Genomic DNA, 21,107 nt, shown 5'->3' with positions numbered 1-21,107 from the left:
TTTCAGTACTCTCACTGTAAGAATATATTTTTTATATTTAGATATGTTTACTTAAAATCGACTATTAAAAGTGAAAGCCATCAAACTCTTATGTTCTTATTTTCTCTTTTTTGTGGTTTTTCTAGTTTTTGCACAAGAGCCTTCGTTTAGAATAAAATATCTTTCTGTAAAGGATGGTATGTCCCAAGTTTCGGTAAATGACATGATAAGGGATGACAGAGGATTTGTTTGGATTGGAACCGCCGATGGATTAAACCGTTATGATGGCAATTTATTTAAACATTTTGGTAATGATGTAAGTGATTCGATTTCAATTTCTGGAAACTATATCACTAAACTAAAAAAATTACCTGATGGAAACATACTAGTTGGTACAAGGGATGATGGATTAAACCTATATGATCCTATTGAAAATACGTTTAAAAGATTAAATATTGGAAGCCATTTTGAGCAGATCACCGTTTCAGGTATTGTTTTAGATGAAAAGGGTGCGGTATGGGCTTCAACTCAAAATAATGGTTTATTTTATTGGGAAAATTTTGATACACAACCAGAGCATTTTTTACCGCATCGTAAAATTACAAGTATCTTTAGAGATTTTGAGAATGCCCTATGGGTAGGGGAGTTGAACGGAACCATTGAAGGTTATGTAGGAAACATGCAGCACCCAAGGATTAAATTTAAGGTTTCAGGAAATGTGCAGAGTTTTTTCAGAACCAAAGATTATTTGTTCGCTGGAAGTTACGATGGCCTATTTGTTTATGATTTTGAAACAAATAAAGTGAAATCTATAGAGCTTGAGAATAGTGGGAATTTTAAAACCATGCATGTTCTAGACTTTCTTCAGGAAGATGACAATCAAGTTTGGATTGCCACAGGAAGAGGACTCTATCTATACAATTTTAAAACGTTTAAAGTTGTAAATAAAATTGAATACAAGGAACATGGAGAACAGGGTTTGAGCAATAATACAGTTCAATCGTTGTTGAAAGTGTCTCCAAATCAATTATTTGTTGGTACCGCCAATGCATTGAATTGTATAGATTTCAAAACATCGGTATTTAAAAATATCTCTAAGAACAAAAAAGGGGATAGGTTACTTAATGATAATGTCATCTTTTCGGTATATAAAGATGAAAACAGATTATGGATAGGCACTTCAGATGGTGGCCTTAATCTTATAACCAACGGCAAAGTTTATTACTACATTGATAACCAAAATGACCCCAATAGTATTGCAGGATCAGTAGTTAGGAGTATTGTGCATGACAAGGTAAATAACCGCATGTGGTTTGCTACTTCAAGAGGGCTTAGTCTACTAGGTTTAAATAATTTTGATCCTGAGCACCTTGTTTTTAAAAATTTCTACCACAACCCTAAAAATATTAATTCTATAAACTCTAATTTTTTAAAAGATTTAGTGCTTGATGTCAATAATAACCTTTGGGGGGCTACGCATGAACATGGTATATTTAAAATGGCATATGCTTCTGATGGCAACTATCAAATAACAAGATATGTACATAAAGAAGGGCGCTCTAATTCACTAGTAAATAACGAAACCAATTGCTTAGAGGTTGACAAGGCCGGCAATATTTGGGTAGGCACACAAAATGGTGTTTCTAAAATTACTTTAAAAGGGATTAATTATATTCAGATTGAATTTGAGAATTTTATAAAGGAAGATAGAATAGATAAAACACTAGCGCATAATGCTGTTAATGATATTTCGGTAGATAGCAGTAATCGAATTTGGCTGGGTACAAGAAATGGGTTGAGTTTGTTAAATGATGATAAAACATATACCACTTGGACAAAGCAGGATCAGTTTCCCAATACGTTAATTTATAGCCTGCAAGATGATTTGCAAGGTAATCTTTGGATGGGCACCAATGATGGTTTGGTAAGGTTCAATACGTCTACACAGCAATTTTCTCATTTTTCAGTTTTAGATAATATACAGGGAAGAGAATTTGATACCCATGCACGGTTTCGTGATGCGGATGGTATGGTTTATATGGGCGGTGTTGAGGGTCTTACTTTTTTTAATCCCAATGAAATACACGTCTTAGATGCGCCCCAGCAACTTTATTTTTCACAATTACAAATAAAGAATCAAAACATAACCCCTTTAAATCAAAAAGAGGTTATAAAATCTTCTATAGAAACTGCTGAGAACATAACTATTCAAAGCGATCAGTTTCCTTTCTATTTGAAATTTTCTGCTTTAGATTTCAGGATGGATAAAAACATCCAGTATGCTTATCGACTTAAGCCACTTGATAGCAAGTGGAGCTTTCTTAGTGAAAACAGAATTCAGTTTTTAAACTTACCACGAGGGGAATATAATTTAGAAGTCAATGGTTTTTCAAGAGGAATAGCATGGAAACAAGCCCCTCTCCAATTAAAGATTAAAGTAAATCCGCCTTGGTGGTCTACAACCATTGCCATTATAGGTTATATTATGTTGCTTTTAGTGTTATCCTACTGGTTGTATAATTTTCAGTTGTCCAGAAAATTGGCCCTTGCAGAATCGAAAAAATTAAAGGAAATAGATGAACTTAAAAATTCTTTGTATACCAATATTACTCATGAGTTTAGAACTCCTATAACGGTTATACAAGGCATGATAGAAACCTTAGAAAATCAGGAGAATTCTAAAAACCCTAAAACTATAAAATCGTTAAAGCTTATAAAAGAAAATAGTGCCAGCTTGCTTAAAATGGTAAATGATATGCTTGATCTAACCAAGCTTGAAAGTGCTGAACTAGAGGTTAATTGGAGTCAGGTTGAAATAGTAAATTACGTTAAATACCTTTTTGAAAGTTTTGAATCTATGGCTAAAGAAAAGCATATAGATTATGTGTTCTATTCAGAAGTGGATACTTTGTATATGGATACAGACGCTGAAAAACTTTCTACCATAGTTAAAAACCTAATTATTAATGCTATTAAGTTTACCCAGGAACGGGGAAAGATAATTTGTCATATAAAAACGTTTAATAATAATTTGGTGCTTAAAATTATCGATAATGGTATTGGTATAGCTAGAGAAGATCTTCCCAATGTTTTTGAAAAATTTTATCAGGCAAAAAACTTGGCAACACCACAGTTTAAAGGAACAGGGATAGGGTTAGCCTTAACAAAAGAACTTACAAAACTTTTGGGCGGCACTATTGATGTAAAAAGTGAGAGGCAAAAAGGCAGTGAGTTTTCTATAACACTACCTATAACCAATCGTGCAGCGATAATTAAATCGAAGTTGGAGGATCACTTAGACCCTCCCAAAACTGTGCACCGTGATGAAACGGATGTGGAGCAATGTTTTCATACCGACTTAGATGAAACATCATCTATAGCCTTAATTATTGAAGATAACAAAGACGTTGCTTATTATTTAAAGACTTGTCTTGAAGCTAATTATAAAATCCTTCTAGCAGAAGACGGGGAAAAGGGCATAGAATTAGCAAAGACATATATTCCCGATATTATAATAAGTGATGTGATGATGCCAAAAAAGAACGGTTTTGAGGTTTGTAATACACTGAAATCGGAATTAATGACCAATCATATTCCTATAATACTATTAACAGCGAGGGCCAGTGATAAAGACCGCATAACGGGGTTAATACATGGTGCAGACGCCTATTTAATAAAACCATTTAATAAAAACGAATTATTTGCAAGAATAAATCAATTGACAAGCCTTAGAAAAACCATGATTGAAAAATTCAGTCAGGAGGATTTTAAGACTTTTATTGCACGTAGAGATAAAGAGCCTCAAACGGTATTTATTAAAGCGGTTGTTAAGTTTGTAAATGAAGCGTTAGATGACTCTGGGTTTGGATCGGTTCAGCTCGCTGAAAAATTACATTTAAGCGAATCGCAGTTATATAGAAAAATCAAGGCAACCACCAACCGTTCTACGGCAGTATTCATTCGATCTATCAGACTAAATAAGGCTAAAGCCCTCATTCAAACTTCAAATAAAAGTATATCAGAAATCGCTTATGAAGTCGGTTTTAACGATCCTTCATGGTTTAGTCGTGCTTTCAAAAAAGAGTTTGGAATAGCTCCAAGTGAACTAAACGAATAGTGCAATTTATTTTGTATAATGCAATAATAATTCTTGCGTTTATTGGGTATGCATAAATACTCCTATGCTTTGACAAAATAGTTAATGCAGTTTCTTATTGTATGTTTTAATTTTACTCTATCTCCTTTTTAGAATATTAATAGTAGCCATTTCCTGTTGAATTATAAAATTTTAAATCTGAAAAGTATTTTCAGATTATTATGGTACAAAGGTTACAAGTACTTAGGTCTTTGCATTAAAACCTAAAGCCCGTTCTTACTTATGTAAGTATGGCCAAAATACTTGTTGGCAAGTATCAATATAAATGGTCAAATTGAATTAAACATGTCAACCTATACTAAAAGCTTCTATCATGAATATAAAAAATAACAATTGTATGTATGGTTGGGTTCCTCTTAAATTATGTAAAAAATATACAAGAGAAATAGCAGTACTTTTTTCATTCGCTACTATAAATCTTTCTATATCATGTTCCTATTACACTGTTAAGGATGTTGCAACCACTAAAGAAACTATTTCAGGCACTATCAAGAATTTTAATGAGCAAGATAAGTATGCTATTCTACATCAAAAGGATTTAGAATGGCATTTAAATGAGATTGTAGTTAATGAAGATGAGCAAACAATTAGTGGTGTTTTGGCTCCTGTTTCATCAAAACATCAGTTTGAAAAAAAGGTTTCAAAAAAAAATCCCAATAAAGGATTAAAAAATAAATCGAATAAGAATCGTAGCGAAAGCACAGATGAGGTAAAAGATTCTGTTCAAACATATACTGCTACTCGAGATACTAAGCGAGTTCATCGCTATAAACCATCAAAGCAAACACCACTTAATGAGGTGCATTTTTATTTGAACAATAGTTCAAACTTCAATGACTACCAAAATGTAAGTATCCCTTTTTCAGATGTAGAACGGGTTTCTATTAATGATAAGAATACGGGGCGGTCAATAGCAAATGTATTGGCAGGTACATTTGGTACTATTGCCTTTGTAACCTTGTTGGTGGCTGCGCTTAAAAGCTCTTGTCCTTTTGTTTATGTAAAGCATAATGAAGGCTATTATTTTACTGGAGAGCTTTACCCTGGAACCATTACTTCAAACATGCAACGAGATGATTACCTGGCGCTTCCTAATATTCTAGGTGACAACGGGGAGTATAATATAAAAATAGCCAACCATCTAAAGGAAGTGCAATATACGGATGTTGTACAATTGATTCGGTTTACGCATAACGAGGATATAGAAGTCTTGATAGACCATCAAGGTAAACCTCATACTTTTAAGAATTTGATAGCGCCTAAACGAGTTACAATGGATGATGGATATGAACAGATACAGCCTGCATTGCATAAGGATAATGATTTTTATGCCTTTAATACAGCTTTAAATAACCAAAATAGTACTAGACAAGTGGTTTTTGATTTTGAAAAACCAAGCCATTGTAAAAACGCCAAGTTATATGTAACAGCCAAAAATTCTGTTTGGTTAGATTATATGTACGGGAAGTTTAATGAGCAGTTTGGTTCATACTACAATACGTTTCAAAAAAGACAACAAGAAGTTTCTAAGGTATCTATAGAAAATTGGGTAAAAGCCCAAAATATTCCCCTTTCAGTTTATCTAAAAACAGATAAAGGGTGGCAATTGGTACAAAATATCAATACTGTAGGACCAATGGCAACTAGAGATATTGTTGTGTCAATACCACTGGATGATGTTTATAAAGAAACTATTCAAATTAAATTAGAAACAGGATTTATGTTCTGGGAAGTAGACTATGTAGCAATAGATTATTCGGAAAACGAGAGGTTAATTTCAGAATATTTAAAGCCTAACTCGGCTATTAATCAAAAAGGTAAGGACATTACAGAACTTTTAAAATATAAAGACGCAAATTATTTGGTACAACCTAATATTGGCGATGAGGTTACGGTTTCATTTCAAACCCATAGACATAATAAGGAAGCTAAGGAATCCTTGTTTTTACTAAGTAGAGGCTATTATAATTATATACGGGATTATAAAGGTGTTCCAGATTTTGAACGATTGAAAGAATTTAGAAAGGATAATGTTTTTACCAAGTATTCAGAACAATACTATTTTGATATTGTGAATTTTAATTCAAAAAAAGTGGCGTATCATGAATGAAGTAACCACAATTTCTGTAAGTAAACAAACGTTTATGATGGAGTCAACTACATTTAAGAATGTAAGTTATAAAAATCATAGCGCTCAATGTAAAACCATATCTGGGTTACAGAAAACCTTGTGGTTGTTTGTCATTAGATGTTCGCTTTTCGGTATCTTGTTAAAAGCATACAAGAGTCCTTTAAACTGGTATTTAGGACTTAGATACCTTATTCAGTTGAGAAAAAAGTTTCTCGGTAATTTTAAGTTAAAGAAAATGGTTAAGGTAGACGGCAAGTACTATATTGGCTTATATACGCCTGGATATTTTGATGACAATTACCGTCGTTTTATCACTTCTGAATTAAATTATTTTAAACCAATAAAGGGTGCAGGATTAAGATTTAACCATGTGCACTTGGCCATAACCCATAAATGTGCCCTACAATGTGATCATTGTTATACATGGGATACGCTAAACCAGAAAGATCAACTAGATGAAGAAGATTTGTTGAAGGTGATTTCTAGATTACAAAATATGGGGACAGGCCAGATTCATTTAACAGGAGGTGAACCTTTGCTAAAAATTAATTTACTAATTAACCTATTGAACAAGGCCAATAAGAATTCAAATATTTGGATTAATACATCGGGGTATCGACTTACTTTTAGCAAGGCAAAACAATTGAAAAAAGCTGGTTTAACTGGAATATTCATAAGCTTAGATCATTTTGATGAGGAAATGCATAACAGTTTTAGAGGGTTTAAGCATGCTTATCATTGGGCGCTAGAAGGTGCCAAAAATGCTATTGCAAATAATATGGTTGTAGCCTTTTCTGTATGTATAACCAATGACTTTGTTAGTGAAGAAAATTTGATGAAGTATATGTTGCTGGCTAAAAACATTGGGGTGCATTTTGTACAGTATTTAGAGCCAAAACCAGTTGGACACTTTGAAGGTAGAGATGTAAAACTATCAGATGATAATCTTAAAATCTTAGAATCCTTCTTTGTTAAAATGAATTATTCTAATGACTTTCTAGATTTCCCTATAATTAGTTATCATGGGTATTATCAACGAAGACAAGGGTGTTTTGCAGGTGGAAACAGGAGTGTTTATATTGACGCAAAAGGAAATTTAAATGCCTGCAATTTTTGTCATACTAATTCAGGGAATATTTTAAGTAAGGATTTTAATCTAGCCTTAGCTAATTTGTCAAAAAAAGGATGTTCAATCTATTAATCAAGTAATGTATTATGGAAACGTTGTTAGAGTTATCGGTGTTTAAATTATGGTTTCTGTTGATGGTAATATTAGTTGCTAGATACATGGTAGTTGCTGGATTGCCGTATTTTTGGCTGTACATTATAAAAAAAGAAGAGTATCAATCGCTTAAAATTCAAAAGGCACATCCCAACAGGAAGCAAATCTTTCAAGAAATAAAATATTCTTTGGTTACTTTTTGTATTTATAGTTCAGGAATTTGGCTATTTGTGTATTGGTTAAAAAATGGTTATACAAGAAACTATGCGGATATCAATGAATATGGATTGGTTTATTTTGTGGTTAGTATTCTACTTATGGTGGTGTTACATGATACATATTCCTATTGGGTTCATAGGCTCATGCACCATAAAATAATTTTTAAGTACACACATTTATTACACCATAAATTTAAAAACCCATCAACGTGGGGTGCTTTTGCGTTTCACCCTTTAGAATCGATTTTAACTATGGGTATTATTCCAATAATTATTTTTACAGTACCATGGCATAATTGGGCTTTAGTGGTGTTTATTACTTGGATGATTTTTTATGATACTTTTGTGCATTTAGGATATGATATAAAACAACTTAAATTGTTTAAGTTCCAAAATACGCCATTAGATCATGATGTTCACCATAGGAATTCAAAGTATAATTTCGGGTTGTATTTTACATTTTGGGATCGCTTAATGGGTACTTATAAATATAAATTAGATTGAATTTTTAAAATGCAAATTTTTAGCGTAGTGACATCAAATAGGATATATTAATTTAATTCAAACAGTCATGAAAACACAAAGTTTAATAGTTTATGTAGCTGTATTTTTTTTGTTTTTTGCTTCATCATGTTCTTCAAATGACGATGAAAAAGAAACCCCACAGCAAAATATAGAGAGTCAATTTGTTGGTGTTTGGAAGCCCGTAAGGTTTGTCATAGTTTGTTCTGGTGAAGACCAAGATGTTGAAAACTATACATCCTGTGAACAAAAGGGGCGGTTGACTATAAACGCCGATGGCACTTGGGTTGAAACGTATTTTTATGAGTATATCGATGATAAATGTACAGAAGATGTCTTGGAAAAAGGGACATGGAAAATTATGGATGGTGCTTTATTTGTGAAATATGAAGGACAGGAGGAAGAGGAGGCTACTTATTTTAAAGTCAGCAAAAATTCCGTTAAAGTTGGGCAGTATAATCCAATTTTTTATTGCGGTGATGACGCGTCGTCTTACTTTTATAAAGAATATATTAAACTGTAAACAATGATAAAAGCAATATCAATTTACTTAATGGTAATTGCTATTTGTTTTTTTTGTTGTGTTGCAAATGCTCAAAAAGGTTTTAGGGTGGAAATTAGTGTAGGGCCTACATTAGCAGATTCAAAGGAGCTTTTTTCGTATACCCTTCAGGGACATGTTTGTTACTTATGGTCATTATCAGATGTTGTTAATTTAGGTGCGTCAACAGGTGTTGTTACTTTTTTAGGAGAAGGCAGTAATGGAGATGGGTCAAAAGGATGGTTTAGCTCAATTCCAGATGTTTTTATGCCACTAGCAGTAGCTTCCAATTTTAATATTTCCAAATCTATTTACGCAGGAATTGATCTGGGGTATGCTTTAAATGCAAATTATATTGGAGATAATGACGGTGGTTTTTTTAATGATAGCAATGGCGGATTTTATATGCGTCCATCAATGGCGTATCGGTTAAAAGAGAAGCTAGCACTAGTACTATCGTATACATCAATAGCAGAGGACAACTATAATTCAGCTGCTCTAAACATAGGTTTAAATTTTAGGTTTTAGTAGATTAAAATATTTTGTTCGCAAAGGAAATTCTACAACCGTTTAATAGTTAGAAGAACTTTAGTCTTTGTTGGAACCAAGTCTAAATCAAAACGGCTCAATTAGAAAATGTGATTAGGAAAATAGCATATATATTACAGTTTAAAGCAAAGAAAAGTCCAACAATTTTGAAATTGTTGGACCTATTTTACAAATACAAATGTGATTCAATTAGTCGGTAACCGTAATGGTAACGGTACTTTCTATTTTTAGAGTTTTACCATTCCATTTCGGATCGGATAAAAAAGTCTTAGTATCCTGTTTAGAATCAATAAGTTCAATGATTCTGCTATTGTCAAATTCGCAAGCATCATTGATGTTGCCTTCAGTTTTAGACAATCGTTGAAGTTTGTGAAAATTAATTTTAACATCTAATATCTCACTCAAGATATCTCTGGCCTCAGCATTGGTGAAACAACCATCAATTAACTTGACGGAGTGTTGTAATGTTTTTTGGGTTTTACTTTTTGATTTCAATGATGTTTTCATAGTAATTAAATATTTAGGTTCTATTAAAAGTTTTGAATTATGCATAAGTACAAGGGCATGCCCAGTGTGATATTGAATGGAAAGGTAATAGCAAGAGCCATTGGAATATATAAACTCGGACTAGCCTTTGGAACAGCAATTTTCATGGCAGCAGGTACGGCAATATAGGAAGCACTGGCGGCTAGGATTGCGAATAATAATCTGTTGCCTATTCCAGTGACAAAGCCTGCCGTAATAATAGATACCAAGCAACCGTTGAGGATTGGAATTAAAATTGCAAAGATTAGAGCAAACCAACCTTTCTTTATAAAATCTGAGAGTTTTCTTCCACTGGTAATTCCCATGTCTAATAGGAATACGGCAAGGAATCCTTTAAAAATATCTGTGGTGAATGGTTTAATACCTTCAGCTTGAGCATCGCTAGCAAGAAACCCAATTATAAGGCTTCCTATTATTAATAATACACTTCCATTGAAAAGTGCGTGACGTAAAACGGTTGACATGGGTATGCCTGATTTCTTTTTGCCTCCCTTTGAAATCATGATAAGTAAGAGTCCAACCATGATAGAAGGAGCCTCCATAAGCGCCATTACAGCAACCATGTGGCCGCTAAATGGAATTTGCATAATTTCAAGATAGGATATGGCTGTTACAAAAGTGACGGCGCTTACAGATCCGTATGATGCAGCTATGGCTCCGGCATTTTCTACACTAAATTTTTTACGCAAGATGTAATAAGTATAAATCGGTACAGATATAGCTAATAGGATGCCGAAAATTAAAGCCCAAAGTATTTCTAAGCTAAATGTGCTATGAGATAATTCCTGTCCGCCTTTAAAACCAATGGCGAGAAGTAAGTACAAAGAGATGAATTTTGATGAGTTTTCAGGTATTTGTAGATCACTCTTTAATTGAACCGCAATAATTCCTAAAAAAAAGAAAAGTAATGCAGGGTTGGTTAGGTTGTCAATTAGTAAATGTAAATCCATGTAGTTATATTATTTGGTTTTGGTTAACATATTTAGGTTTTTGTTGGTGACAGCTAGAAATACAATCAAACCACACAAAGTCAGTTCTTGCGTAAATAAGCCGTTGTTTTTCAACGATAGACTTACAAAAAACAAAAACATAGCAGTTATAATAATATCATTAATCTGTACAATTTTGTTGTGGAATTTAATGAGGAGGTTAAATAGTCTTTTCTTCATGTTTTTAAATTTTGATGCAAAGTTTAGATATATTTTTCATAAATTTTTATTTATATTTATTATGAAATACATAAAAAATAATTATGAATTATACATTGCACCAGCTAGAAGTATTTTTAAAAATAGCCGAATTACAAAGCGTAACAAAGGCATCAGAAGCTTTGTATTTAACACAGCCAGCAGTTTCCATTCAGTTAAAAAACTTTCAAGATCAATTTAAAATACCACTTTTTGAAGTTGTAGGGAGGCGTATTTATATCACCGAGTTTGGTGAGGAAGTAGCCCAAGCTACTCAAAAAATTATGGATGAGGTTAAGGCTATTGATTATAAAGCATTGTCTTATCAGGGTGAGTTAGCAGGTAAATTAAAAATTGCCATTGTTTCTACGGCAAAATACGTTATGCCTTATTTTATATCTGATTTTATAAATCAACACCGAGGTATTGACCTTGTTATGGATGTAACTAATAAGGCTTCCGTAATTAAAGCTCTTGAGAATAATGAAGTTGATTTTGCTATGGTTTCCACAATCCCTAAAAAGTTAAAAATTAATAGAATTCAACTTATGCCTAATGAACTTTATATGGTAGGGGGTAAAGAGTACCAGCATAAAGGCAAATACTTGTCAAAGTCTGAATTCCAAAAACTTCCTTTGATATACAGAGAACAAGGTTCAGCAACTAGATTAGCTATGGAAAAGTTTATAGACTCTAAGAAAATTTCAACCTATAAAAAAATGGAGCTTACCTCAAATGAGGCCTTAAAACAAGCTGTTATTTCTGGTTTAGGCTATTCAATCATGCCTCTTATTGGTATTAAAAATGCGCTTACCATTGGCGATTTGCAAATTATCCCAGTGAAGGGATTGCCCATTGTTACTAATTGGAATTTGATTTGGTTAAGTTCCAAGAATATGTCAACTATAGCTAAATCTTTAATCAACTATGTAAAAGAAAATAAACAAGTTATTATCGATAAGCATTTTGATTGGCTAAATGAAAGCGAGTAGAAAGATTCAATGCAAAAATAATTTTTCTTCTCGATTTAAACGGTATTAGACTTTGGTAATTCTCTAGTTAACCAACCACTTTTGCTAGCCGTGGCTATGGCATAGGGGGTAATCCAAAACAAACCAAAGGTGTATAAAATGCTATAGGTATACGCCCAAAAAGACGCTTTTATATCATATCTTTTTGCATAAAATAACACTGGGAATGTTGAAACTACCAAAATACTTAAAAAGGTTGAACTTAAAAATAATATAGGGTGGGTGAAAATAAATAATATCATCAGAATTAAAAAAGGGTAGGTCATGATGATTTCAACGGACTGACTCAGAAACAGTAATCGTGTTCCCAGTTTAGAACCCTTCCTAAAATTTTTGAAAACATATTTAGACATTTCAATGTTTTCACGCACATTACTACGCCCCCAACGAATAAACATCTTGTAAAGGCCGCGGTATTTTTCAGGAACATTGGTATATGCATAAGCATTTCTTTGAAATAAAACATGATAGCCTTGTTTTAAAATCATATTGGTCAATGCACGATCTTCTCCAATATCTGAAGGGTTTCCCATAAAGGTTTGATTCATCCATTCTTGAAGGCAATTAAAAACAGCGGCTCTACGGTATGCTGCCAAAGCGCCTGGTGTACATAGTACTGATTTTAGTGTGCTTTCAGCAGAACGTACAAATTCAAAACTTAAAACAAAGCTTACATCTAGCATTTTAGGTAACAGCCCTTTGTCTTTGTTTAATACGCGAATATTGCCAGCAACAGCTCCACAAGTTTCATCTGTCACTAAAGGACCTATTAAATTTCTTAGAGTATCAGGATTAACTATTGAATCACTATCAACGGTAACAAAAACGTCACCAGTGCCATTATTAAAACCGTAATATAAAGCATGGCGCTTTCCTTTGTTTTCAGGTTGCTGATGAATTTTTAAACGGTCACCCAGTACTTTTTTTGCTTCAATCATCCATGGCCATGTGTCATCTTGACTGCCGTCATCAATAGAAAGCAACTCAAATTTTTCTTCAGGATACTCACTTTGAGCGAGACTCATTAAAGTATCATAAACTTGTTTACCTTCGTTATAGGCTGGTACTATGACAGTACACGAGGGCAATTCTGTATCGCTTACAGATGTAATGGGCTTGTATTTAAAGTAACGGAATAGTGTGTAAATAAAGAAACTACCTTTAAAAAGAAGTAAAGCAATCGAAAAGATCATAAGAGCAACCCCAAAGGTAGTACTTAATCGTTGTGCATTATAAATAGCAATATCTTTCCGTAAAATAACACCTAAATAAACAGCGTCAATAATTAATAAAAAAGTAGCTGATAGGACTAAAATTCCCCAAAGATTTTCTTTTTTAAACCTTTTAAGCTTGGTTTGAAATAGATGTACGAATAAGTTTAAATTAGCTGTTATGGAAATATTAGACTGGTTAAAGTCCTGTTTTCTGATTTTCATAGTTCTGTTAATCACAATTAGTTTTACTCTTTTACGTACTAATTGACATTTCAGATTTTTATTATGAAAACCTTATAAGGATTTAAAAATTATTTAACATTATGAAGCCTATAAATTAGATTTTAAAGGCAAGGCCCTGTCATTAACAACAGGGCCTCTAAACAAAATAAAACTAAACTAATTCTGAAATTTTACTATTAATCTTTTTTATTAGTAATTAGATTGATTAAAAATGCTCAAGTTTTAATTCCATTCTTCTAGAATAAGTTCAGTATTTCTGTAAATAAGTGTGTCTTTTACCGTATGTACCGCTCCATCTCCATCTGTATAGGAATAATCAAGAGTGAAATTTCTAGTGTTTGAATCATAAGAACCAGTTCCAGATGTACCTGTTACATTGTCTTCAGAAATGATTACTGAGCCATCAGTATCTATAGAAAAGTTCATGTTTCTTCCTGAAACATCTGGGTTGCCTACATAAGGTACAGTAAGCTCATTTTTAGATGTTGTTTGTAATAGAACATCTTCATTTAGTACAAGGTCATCGTTTGAATACGTTACACTAGTGTTATCTGAAGTATTCGTGTCTACCCCCTTAACATAATACCAGCCGTGGTATTGGTTGAAATACTTAATCACAACAACAGAGTAACGTTTGCTGTGCAAAATGGTGTCAGCTGTAGACTCCGTCATTTCAATTGGAAGGGCGTAGTTATTACCTATAGCTAAAGGATCATTTAAAAATAAATCTTTATTAATGGTCATGGTTGTACTTCCCTTGAACTGTCCACTTGGAATAACAATATCGTTGCTTTTAAGTGTATAGTAATTATCAGGAAGCTTTGTGAACTGCGGATAATTATCAGCATTCAATAAGGTGTCTTGAATAATAAAAGATGCACGTTCATTAACATCATTTGAATATTTTCCACCTAAAACGGCACCAATTTCAAGAGTCATATCTTTGTCTGCTTCATCTACCAACGTACGTATTGGATACTGACGGGCAAAATAGGTAGCAGAATATATGTAATCTTCTTTATAGTCTTCATAGCAAGCCTGAAGTAAAAACAGGGATCCTATGCATATTAATAATACTACTTTTTTCATAATCTTCATTTTTCTAGTTTAATATATTTGATTTGACTACCATCCTTGGTTTTGAGTTATATTTTGAGTTTTCAATATTTCATTGAACGGAAGTGGCCCATAAATCATAAAGTCTTTATAGCTAGGGACAACAATAGTTTGTCTGTCATAGTTAAAAGAGTCATCTGGGTTTTTTGTTATAGTAACCCCTTCAATTGGCATATTCAAATTGTCTTTCCAACGTCTTAAATCGAAAAAGTAGTGGCCTTCAAAACATAATTCTATTCTGCGTTCGTTTTTAATCAATTCTCTCATCGCCTCTTTTGTTGTTATTGATGCTAAATAATCATCATTACCTCCAGAAGCTATACCGGCTCTTCTTCTAACTTCTGCAATCGCTTGTCTTGCAGTTAAATTTAGATTTCCACCATCAGGACCATAAGCTTCATTTGCCGCTTCTGCTAAATTTAAAAACACTTCTGCTTTGCGTAATAAAGCATTGTAGTGATAATCAGAAGATATGTTACCCGGAACTAAATTAGATGAATTGCTAATCCATTTACGTAAATAGTATCCTGTTCGTGTTGAATTTTCTACAGTTACGCCTGGGGCAGGTGGCACATTGTTTCCTCCTTGAAAAGTTTCAATAGCTTGTCCTTTAAAAATTCTATTGTTATAAATAACCGTCATTTCAAATCTAGGATCACGATTGTTGTACATCATGTTTTCGTCATAACCACTAGAGGGGTTGTTAATGGGGTAGCCATTGGCCATAGGAAAAGCATCCACTAGATTTTGTGATGGATTACATCTGCCATTTCCTAATAAACTAGGAGGGAAATTACTTTGCTCAAGCCCATTATCTCCGTTGGTTCCGCCATTAACACGACGCATGATTAGTTCATCATTAGTGTCATTATTAAAGTAATCTTTAGAAATGTTATCAATATCATAGACATTTGGCAAAGTAGTTCCTATATCATCAATAACATCATTGGCTGCTTGAGCAGCATCGGTGTAAGATGATGTTCCAAATGAAGGACTAGCAGCATACAATAAAACTCTAGATTTAAGAGCTTTTGATGCAATACTGGTTGGTCTACCTAGGTTATTAATGCCAAAATCATCATTGCTACCTGTGTATTCTGAAGGCAAATTAGTAATAGCGACGTTTAAATCTTCAACTATTTGTTGCACACATTCATCATAGGTATTTCTTGAAAGATTTAAGTCGTCAACATTAATGTCTATAAAGGAGGTGATTAAAGGGATTCCCATTAAGTTTCCACTAGTATCGATTCCTCCATAACGTCTAAGTAGATCAAAATGAATCCAAGCTCTTAAAAAATAAGCTTCTCCTTTTAAACGTTGGCGATAAGCTTCATCTCTTTCCTCATCAGCTTTAAAATAAACAACTGTACCATCTAAACCAATTTCTATAAATTGATTAACATTCTTCAAATCGTCATATCTACCTTGCCAGTTGTTAATTGGATTGCTAACTGCAGACCAAAAGCCATCCGTTTCTACCATTCTGTTAATCCCACCTGCAGGTACATTTGATAAAGCATTGTCTGTTGCCGCATCTAAAAAATCTCCACCATAGGTGTCAAATGATGACGGTATAGCACGGTATGCATAGGTAAGTAAACCTCGAACATAGTCTGCGTTTGCCAAAAATTGCTCTTCACTTCTTTCGTTAGTAAGCTTTGGATCAAAATAATCATCGCATGATGAAAACGCAATTAAAATACCGAAAGCAATTAAAATATTTCTCATTGTATATTTTTTTATGGAATCTTTAGTCTTCATAGTACTTAAAGTTTCTTTATTATCTGTCTTTTGCATAACTATTCTGTATTTAGTAAGTTAACTTTAAACCCAATGAAATGGTTTTATACATAGGATATGCATTGATGCCCGCATTCATATTCTCTGGATCAGAGTCTTTAATATCAGAAATTGTTATTAAATCGTTACCTCTAACAAATAGTTTTAAGTTATTTGCTCCAATTTTGCTACTAACGTTTTCATCAAAATTATATGAAAGCTCCATGGTTCTAATTTTAAAGAATGCTCCATTAGTGAGCCAATATGACGAGTTGCGGTAGCTGTGAGATTGTGATAAAGAAGTTAAACGCGGTGAGCTAGCCCCAGCTACGGAGCCTGGAACTGCCGCACCACTTGCATAATTTGAATACTTGTTTTCTCCTACATTCCAATAATAACTGGTGTTAAGAAATCTATCTACTCCCGATACACCTTGCCCTATTACAAATAATTGAAAGCCTTTATACTCTAAATCAAGGTTTAGGGCATAATGCGTTCTAGGGAAACTATTACCAATTATTTTTCTATCAAATTGGTCTATAACATTATCTCCTTTGTCATTAACAATATTTAGTAATCTGACGTCACCAGGGATGATTTCACCATAAGATGACGTAACATTATCAGCAATTATTTCGGCCTCATTTTGATATAAGCCATCTGCTTGCCATCCAAAAATGGCATCTGTAGCTTGTCCCGTTCTATTTAAATGAGCATACTCATTCAATTCATCAAAAACTTCATTGACTGCCTTAGAAAAAATTACGTTTGTGCCAATGGAAAAATTAAAATCGCCAATATGTTCTTTATATCTTACAAAGAAATCGACACCTGTGTTTGAAACTTCATTAAAGTTTCCAATAGGTTTTAGTTCTCCAGTAAAATCGGGAAGTGCATTATTTAGTACCGCGGGCATATCATATCGATATTCGTTAAAATAATTGGCCTCAATAGCCACCTTATTATTGAATAAACTAGCTTCAACGCCAATATTAAATTCTCTCGATTTTTCAAAGGTAAGATTTGTGTTTCCAATTTGACCCGCACGCCAACCAAATTCTTGAACCGCATTTTTAGGACCTGTTCTTAAATTTCCATTAGCCACATAGAAGTCACGATATAATAAGTAGTCAAAGGAATTATCATAACCCATAACCCCGAAAGAACCTTTCAATTTAAGGAAATTTACAGCAGAACTGTTTTTTAGGAAGTTTTCATTAGAGATAATCCAACCCAATCCACCAGCACCAAATAAGCCCCAACGGTTAGCCTTGGTAAATTTATCAGACCCCATGTACGATGCGGTTCCTTCAACAGTGTATTTATTATTGAAGGTGTAATTAACACGTCCACCAAAGTTCATGTTTTTATCATCTTGCTGGGTTGTTGGGCCATCAAGTGTCGATTTTCTAATAAGTGTTTGTTGTAGCGCCGAAAAATTGATTTGTAAATCATTTTTACCCCAAGATTTATTATAATCAAGTGTACCAACAATACCTAAATTCTGTCTTGTATCATCTCCCATACGGCTTTCAGAACCCGTTAGCACATCTGTACCAATTCTAGTTTCAGTAATGGGGTCAACTCTTGAGTATTGTAAACTCTTACCTAAGCCAACATTGTTATAAAAATCAAAGGTTACATACCCTCCTATGGATAAACCACTCGTAATGCTACTAAGATCAATGTTTAATCCTAAGTTTGTTTGCGCATAGTAATTATTTGTTTTAACATAGCCTGATCTGGTCAATTCACCAACTAAGTTTGTTGCAACCCTTGGGCTCCAACCTAAATTATCCGTGTCTCCATAATCACCCACATACAGCGCATAATCATTAGGTCTGTGTGATGATAAAGAGTTAAAGAATTCATTGTTGTTAATGTTTGCTCTGTCCCATATATCCATCCTACCAGCTATATCTAAAAACATAGATACAGATTTGTTAACCTGATAATCAAGATTACTTCGAATGTTAAGACGATTAAAATCTTGACTTCTTAATTTTTCTAATCCATCTTCCCTAATATAACCAAGGTTTAAGAAGTATTTGGTTTTGTCGTCACCTCCAATTAATTCAGCATTGAACCTTGTAAAAGAAGCATTGTTTTTTAGGAACTCACTGTTATAATCAACATCTGGATTTAGTGGAGAAGGGTTGTTTCTGTAATCACTTATTTGTTGGTCAGTATATACAGGATCTAGCCCATCATTAATCCTTGCTTGATTGTAGAGTGTAGCATAATCTGCCGAATTAAGATATTCAGGTAAAACGGTAGCGGATTTAAATCCAGATTCAACAAAGAAAGAAACCTTCTTTGTTCCATTATACCCACGTTTTGTGGTAACCATTAATACACCATTGGCAGCTTTACTACCATAAAGCATTTTGGCTGTTACGTCTTTTAAAACTTGAATACTTTCTACTTCATCTAAGGCAATACTAGAAAGCGATCTGTTAGCAATACCATCAATCACAATTAATGGAGAATCGCTATTACCTCCTCTTGATAAGCCCCTAACTTTCATCCATGTTGTATCAAAACCTGGAGCACCATTACCTTTACTAATTATGAGTCCTGGTGCTTGTCCTGCTAGTGCAGATTCAACATTATAGTCAGAAGTATGTGACAATGCGTCTGCCTTGATGACATCAACGGCACCCACCAGTTTGTCTTGGTTAAGTTCTCCAAATGGGAGTTTAACTTTTTCTTCTACTTTTATTTTTGTTATGGTATCAATATTCTTCTGCTGTGCAGAAACAACCCCCATAGTAATGGTTGTTAAAACTAGTAATATATAATATTTCATGTTTATAATTTTATAATTTACCACCCAGGGTTTTGTTCAAACTTGGTCATAATATTCATAACATCTGTTGGGAACGGGTACCAATAATGCTTATGTTCAAAAATACGTTGTGCTCCTTGAATTATCTTTTTGTCATAAACAATGTTACCATTTACGTCTTTAATATCTGCACCCCATATACCTTCGGCAAAGACGTCTTGTGCCAATTTCCAGCGTCTTAAATCATGCCATCTATGGAATTCATGAAAAAGTTCTACAGCTCTTTCATTATAAATACGTTTTTTAAACGTCTCCTTATCTGCAGTATATTTGGCAATAACATTAGGCATTTCAGCCCTGTTACGAACAACGTTTATAGCTTGAACTGCTGTTAACGATGTGCCAGGAACAGCACCATTTGGACCATAGGCTTCATTGGCAGCTTCTGCAAAATCAAGATAAACTTGAGGCACTCTAATATGAGGAAACATACGGAACCAACCTCTTGACCTGTGCCATTTATTGCATCCGGGCCATTTGAATTTACCTCTGTGATAGTAACCTGTAAACATTTTGCTTCTACTATTTTCAAAGTTATAATGCCAACCTCCAGGAAGCGCATTTAAAGTTCTGGCTGCACCTGGGTTAGGGTTAGGTAAATCCGGATACATATCATCACCATGTACCCATATTAATCTTCTAAAACGAGGATCTCTATTTTCATAAGGGTTGTTAGGGTCATATCCTCCCATAGTTTGAGCTTCTGGGTCATTAATGTCATAACCAGAAATAGTTTCAAATTTATCAACTGCATTTTGCGTAGGTTGTCCTTCAACAGCCCAACCGCCTTCAAATTGAGCTAAAAACCATCCTTGGCCAGCTCTTCCAGATCCATTAGGATCAGTATTTGGAGATAGAGGTGCTTGAATAATAGCTTCTTTAGGGAAGCCAGAGTTTCTGCTATACCAGTTTTCGGTATAGTCTTCCATGCTAAACATTTCATAACCCCCGGCTGTAAGTCCATTAATAGCTTCAGCACCAGCTTGAGCGGCTCTTTTTGCTAAATCTATATTGTATGTTTTAGAGTTTGAACCATAAGGGTTTAATTGAGGGTTCATCAAAGGACTTGCTGCATATAAGAGTGACATGGCTTTTAAAGCTCTTGCTGAAGTTTTAGTTGCTCTACCAAGATTTTGTGAATTCCATTGCTCAGGAAGTAATTCTATAGCTTTATCCAAATCAGAAACCATAAACTCTGTTGACTCTAAGTAAGTTGGTCTGGTTTCATTAAAGTCATGAGTAGTATCATATACTTTGTCCATAATTGGAAAACCACCATATCTTCTAATAATTTGAAAATAGTGGAAAGCTCTTAAAAAATAGGCCTGCCCAATTAATTGGTTTTTCAGCTGTACCTTAGTATAGCCTAAACCCTCTGGATATTCCGTAATTAAGTCAATATTCTTCATTACTTGATTTACGGCTCTAATGGCTATAAATGCTTTGCCAACTATCTCAATAGGAATATCATTCCCATTAAATTCTTGATTTACATTAAAGCTTCTCATACCACCAATTTCTCTAAAGTTGCTGTCCATCCAGTTTCCTGAATTTAAAACTGTATGAACTGGAAATCTAGTGGCAGACACCTGACAGTCATCAGCCATGCCGTTTAATTCACTAGACCAGTCGGAATCATTAAAGACGTAATTATGTATTAATCGATTGGCTCTATCTAGTGTACCTCGCGTAGAAAAATAATCGGAAAAAACTTGCTCTGAAGTTAACCCATCTTCTGGGCTTTGATCAAGATAGTCTTCACAAGAGTATGTGCTTGCTAGGACTACCAAAAGTAGTAATATATTAAAATATCTTTTCATAA

At 33.8% G+C, this 21,107-nt stretch carries 14 protein-coding genes; 7 read left to right on the top strand and 7 right to left on the bottom strand.

Translation table 11 applies throughout. From position 1 onward, the window contains the following. Nucleotides 1-70 precede the first annotated feature (70 nt). The 6 genes from KFZ70_RS01490 to KFZ70_RS01465 all read left to right on the top strand — a co-directional run bounded on the left by KFZ70_RS01490 (nt 71) and on the right by KFZ70_RS01465 (nt 9,297). A complete protein-coding gene (locus KFZ70_RS01490; RefSeq protein WP_139696745.1) occupies nt 71-4,096 on the top strand; it encodes a two-component regulator propeller domain-containing protein in 4,026 nt (1,341 codons plus the stop codon). A 352-nt stretch (nt 4,097-4,448) separates the two neighbouring features. Continuing rightward, nucleotides 4,449-6,245, top strand: coding sequence for a hypothetical protein (locus tag KFZ70_RS01485; protein ID WP_139696743.1), 1,797 nt, complete (start codon nt 4,449-4,451; stop codon nt 6,243-6,245). Further along, a complete protein-coding gene (locus KFZ70_RS01480; RefSeq protein ID WP_139696741.1) occupies nt 6,238-7,467 on the top strand; it encodes a radical SAM protein in 1,230 nt (409 codons plus the stop codon). The genes KFZ70_RS01485 and KFZ70_RS01480 overlap by 8 nt, the downstream gene beginning before the upstream one ends. Nucleotides 7,468-7,481: 14 nt before the next feature. Continuing rightward, complete coding sequence (locus tag KFZ70_RS01475) at nt 7,482-8,210, top strand: sterol desaturase family protein (RefSeq protein WP_139696739.1); 729 nt, start codon at nt 7,482-7,484, stop codon at nt 8,208-8,210. Nucleotides 8,211-8,277: 67 nt separating this feature from the next. Continuing rightward, on the top strand, nt 8,278-8,751 hold the full coding sequence (locus KFZ70_RS01470; protein ID WP_139696737.1) for a lipocalin family protein: 474 nt from the start codon (nt 8,278-8,280) through the stop codon (nt 8,749-8,751). Between the two features lie 3 nt (nt 8,752-8,754). Continuing rightward, nucleotides 8,755-9,297 carry an outer membrane beta-barrel protein gene (locus KFZ70_RS01465; protein WP_139696735.1) on the top strand — a complete coding sequence of 181 codons (543 nt, stop codon included), beginning with the start codon at nt 8,755-8,757 and terminating at the stop codon, nt 9,295-9,297. A gap of 210 nt (nt 9,298-9,507) precedes the next feature. Here the strand turns inward: KFZ70_RS01465 and KFZ70_RS01460 are convergent, their stop codons facing one another. Together KFZ70_RS01460 and KFZ70_RS01455 are read right to left on the bottom strand one after the other, a co-directional pair. Continuing rightward, the gene (locus KFZ70_RS01460) at nt 9,508-9,825 is read right to left on the bottom strand and encodes a hypothetical protein (RefSeq protein ID WP_139696733.1); all 318 of its coding nucleotides are present in this window, start codon (nt 9,823-9,825) and stop codon (nt 9,508-9,510) included. A gap of 23 nt (nt 9,826-9,848) precedes the next feature. Then, a complete protein-coding gene (locus KFZ70_RS01455; RefSeq protein ID WP_139696731.1) occupies nt 9,849-10,814 on the bottom strand; it encodes a sodium-dependent bicarbonate transport family permease in 966 nt (321 codons plus the stop codon). 302 nt (nt 10,815-11,116) lie between these two features. Between KFZ70_RS01455 and KFZ70_RS01450 the strand changes: the two genes are divergently transcribed. Next, on the top strand, nt 11,117-12,043 hold the full coding sequence (locus tag KFZ70_RS01450; RefSeq protein ID WP_139696729.1) for a LysR family transcriptional regulator: 927 nt from the start codon (nt 11,117-11,119) through the stop codon (nt 12,041-12,043). Between the two features lie 35 nt (nt 12,044-12,078). On the opposite strand, the gene KFZ70_RS01445 is transcribed toward KFZ70_RS01450, so the two are convergent. From KFZ70_RS01445 to KFZ70_RS01425, 5 genes are all read right to left on the bottom strand, one after another. After that, nucleotides 12,079-13,518, bottom strand: coding sequence for a glycosyltransferase family 2 protein (locus KFZ70_RS01445; protein WP_139696727.1), 1,440 nt, complete (start codon nt 13,516-13,518; stop codon nt 12,079-12,081). Between the two features lie 243 nt (nt 13,519-13,761). Continuing rightward, a complete protein-coding gene (locus KFZ70_RS01440; protein ID WP_158293205.1) occupies nt 13,762-14,628 on the bottom strand; it encodes a DUF1735 domain-containing protein in 867 nt (288 codons plus the stop codon). A gap of 36 nt (nt 14,629-14,664) precedes the next feature. Then, nucleotides 14,665-16,386 (bottom strand): RagB/SusD family nutrient uptake outer membrane protein, encoded by a 1,722-nt coding sequence (locus KFZ70_RS01435; protein WP_233244040.1) that lies wholly within the window; start codon nt 16,384-16,386, stop codon nt 14,665-14,667. Between the two features lie 82 nt (nt 16,387-16,468). After that, a complete protein-coding gene (locus KFZ70_RS01430) occupies nt 16,469-19,246 on the bottom strand; it encodes a SusC/RagA family TonB-linked outer membrane protein (protein WP_139696721.1) in 2,778 nt (925 codons plus the stop codon). A gap of 17 nt (nt 19,247-19,263) precedes the next feature. After that, on the bottom strand, nt 19,264-21,105 hold the full coding sequence (locus KFZ70_RS01425; RefSeq protein WP_158293204.1) for a RagB/SusD family nutrient uptake outer membrane protein: 1,842 nt from the start codon (nt 21,103-21,105) through the stop codon (nt 19,264-19,266). Nucleotides 21,106-21,107: the final 2 nt, after the last annotated feature.

This window comes from Allotamlana fucoidanivorans (assembly GCF_045788535.1).
In the GTDB taxonomy this organism is placed as follows: Bacteria; Bacteroidota; Bacteroidia; order Flavobacteriales; family Flavobacteriaceae; genus Allotamlana; species Allotamlana fucoidanivorans.
The sequence above is the reverse complement of the archived record's forward strand: the minus strand, read 5'-3'. Positions and strand labels throughout refer to the sequence as shown.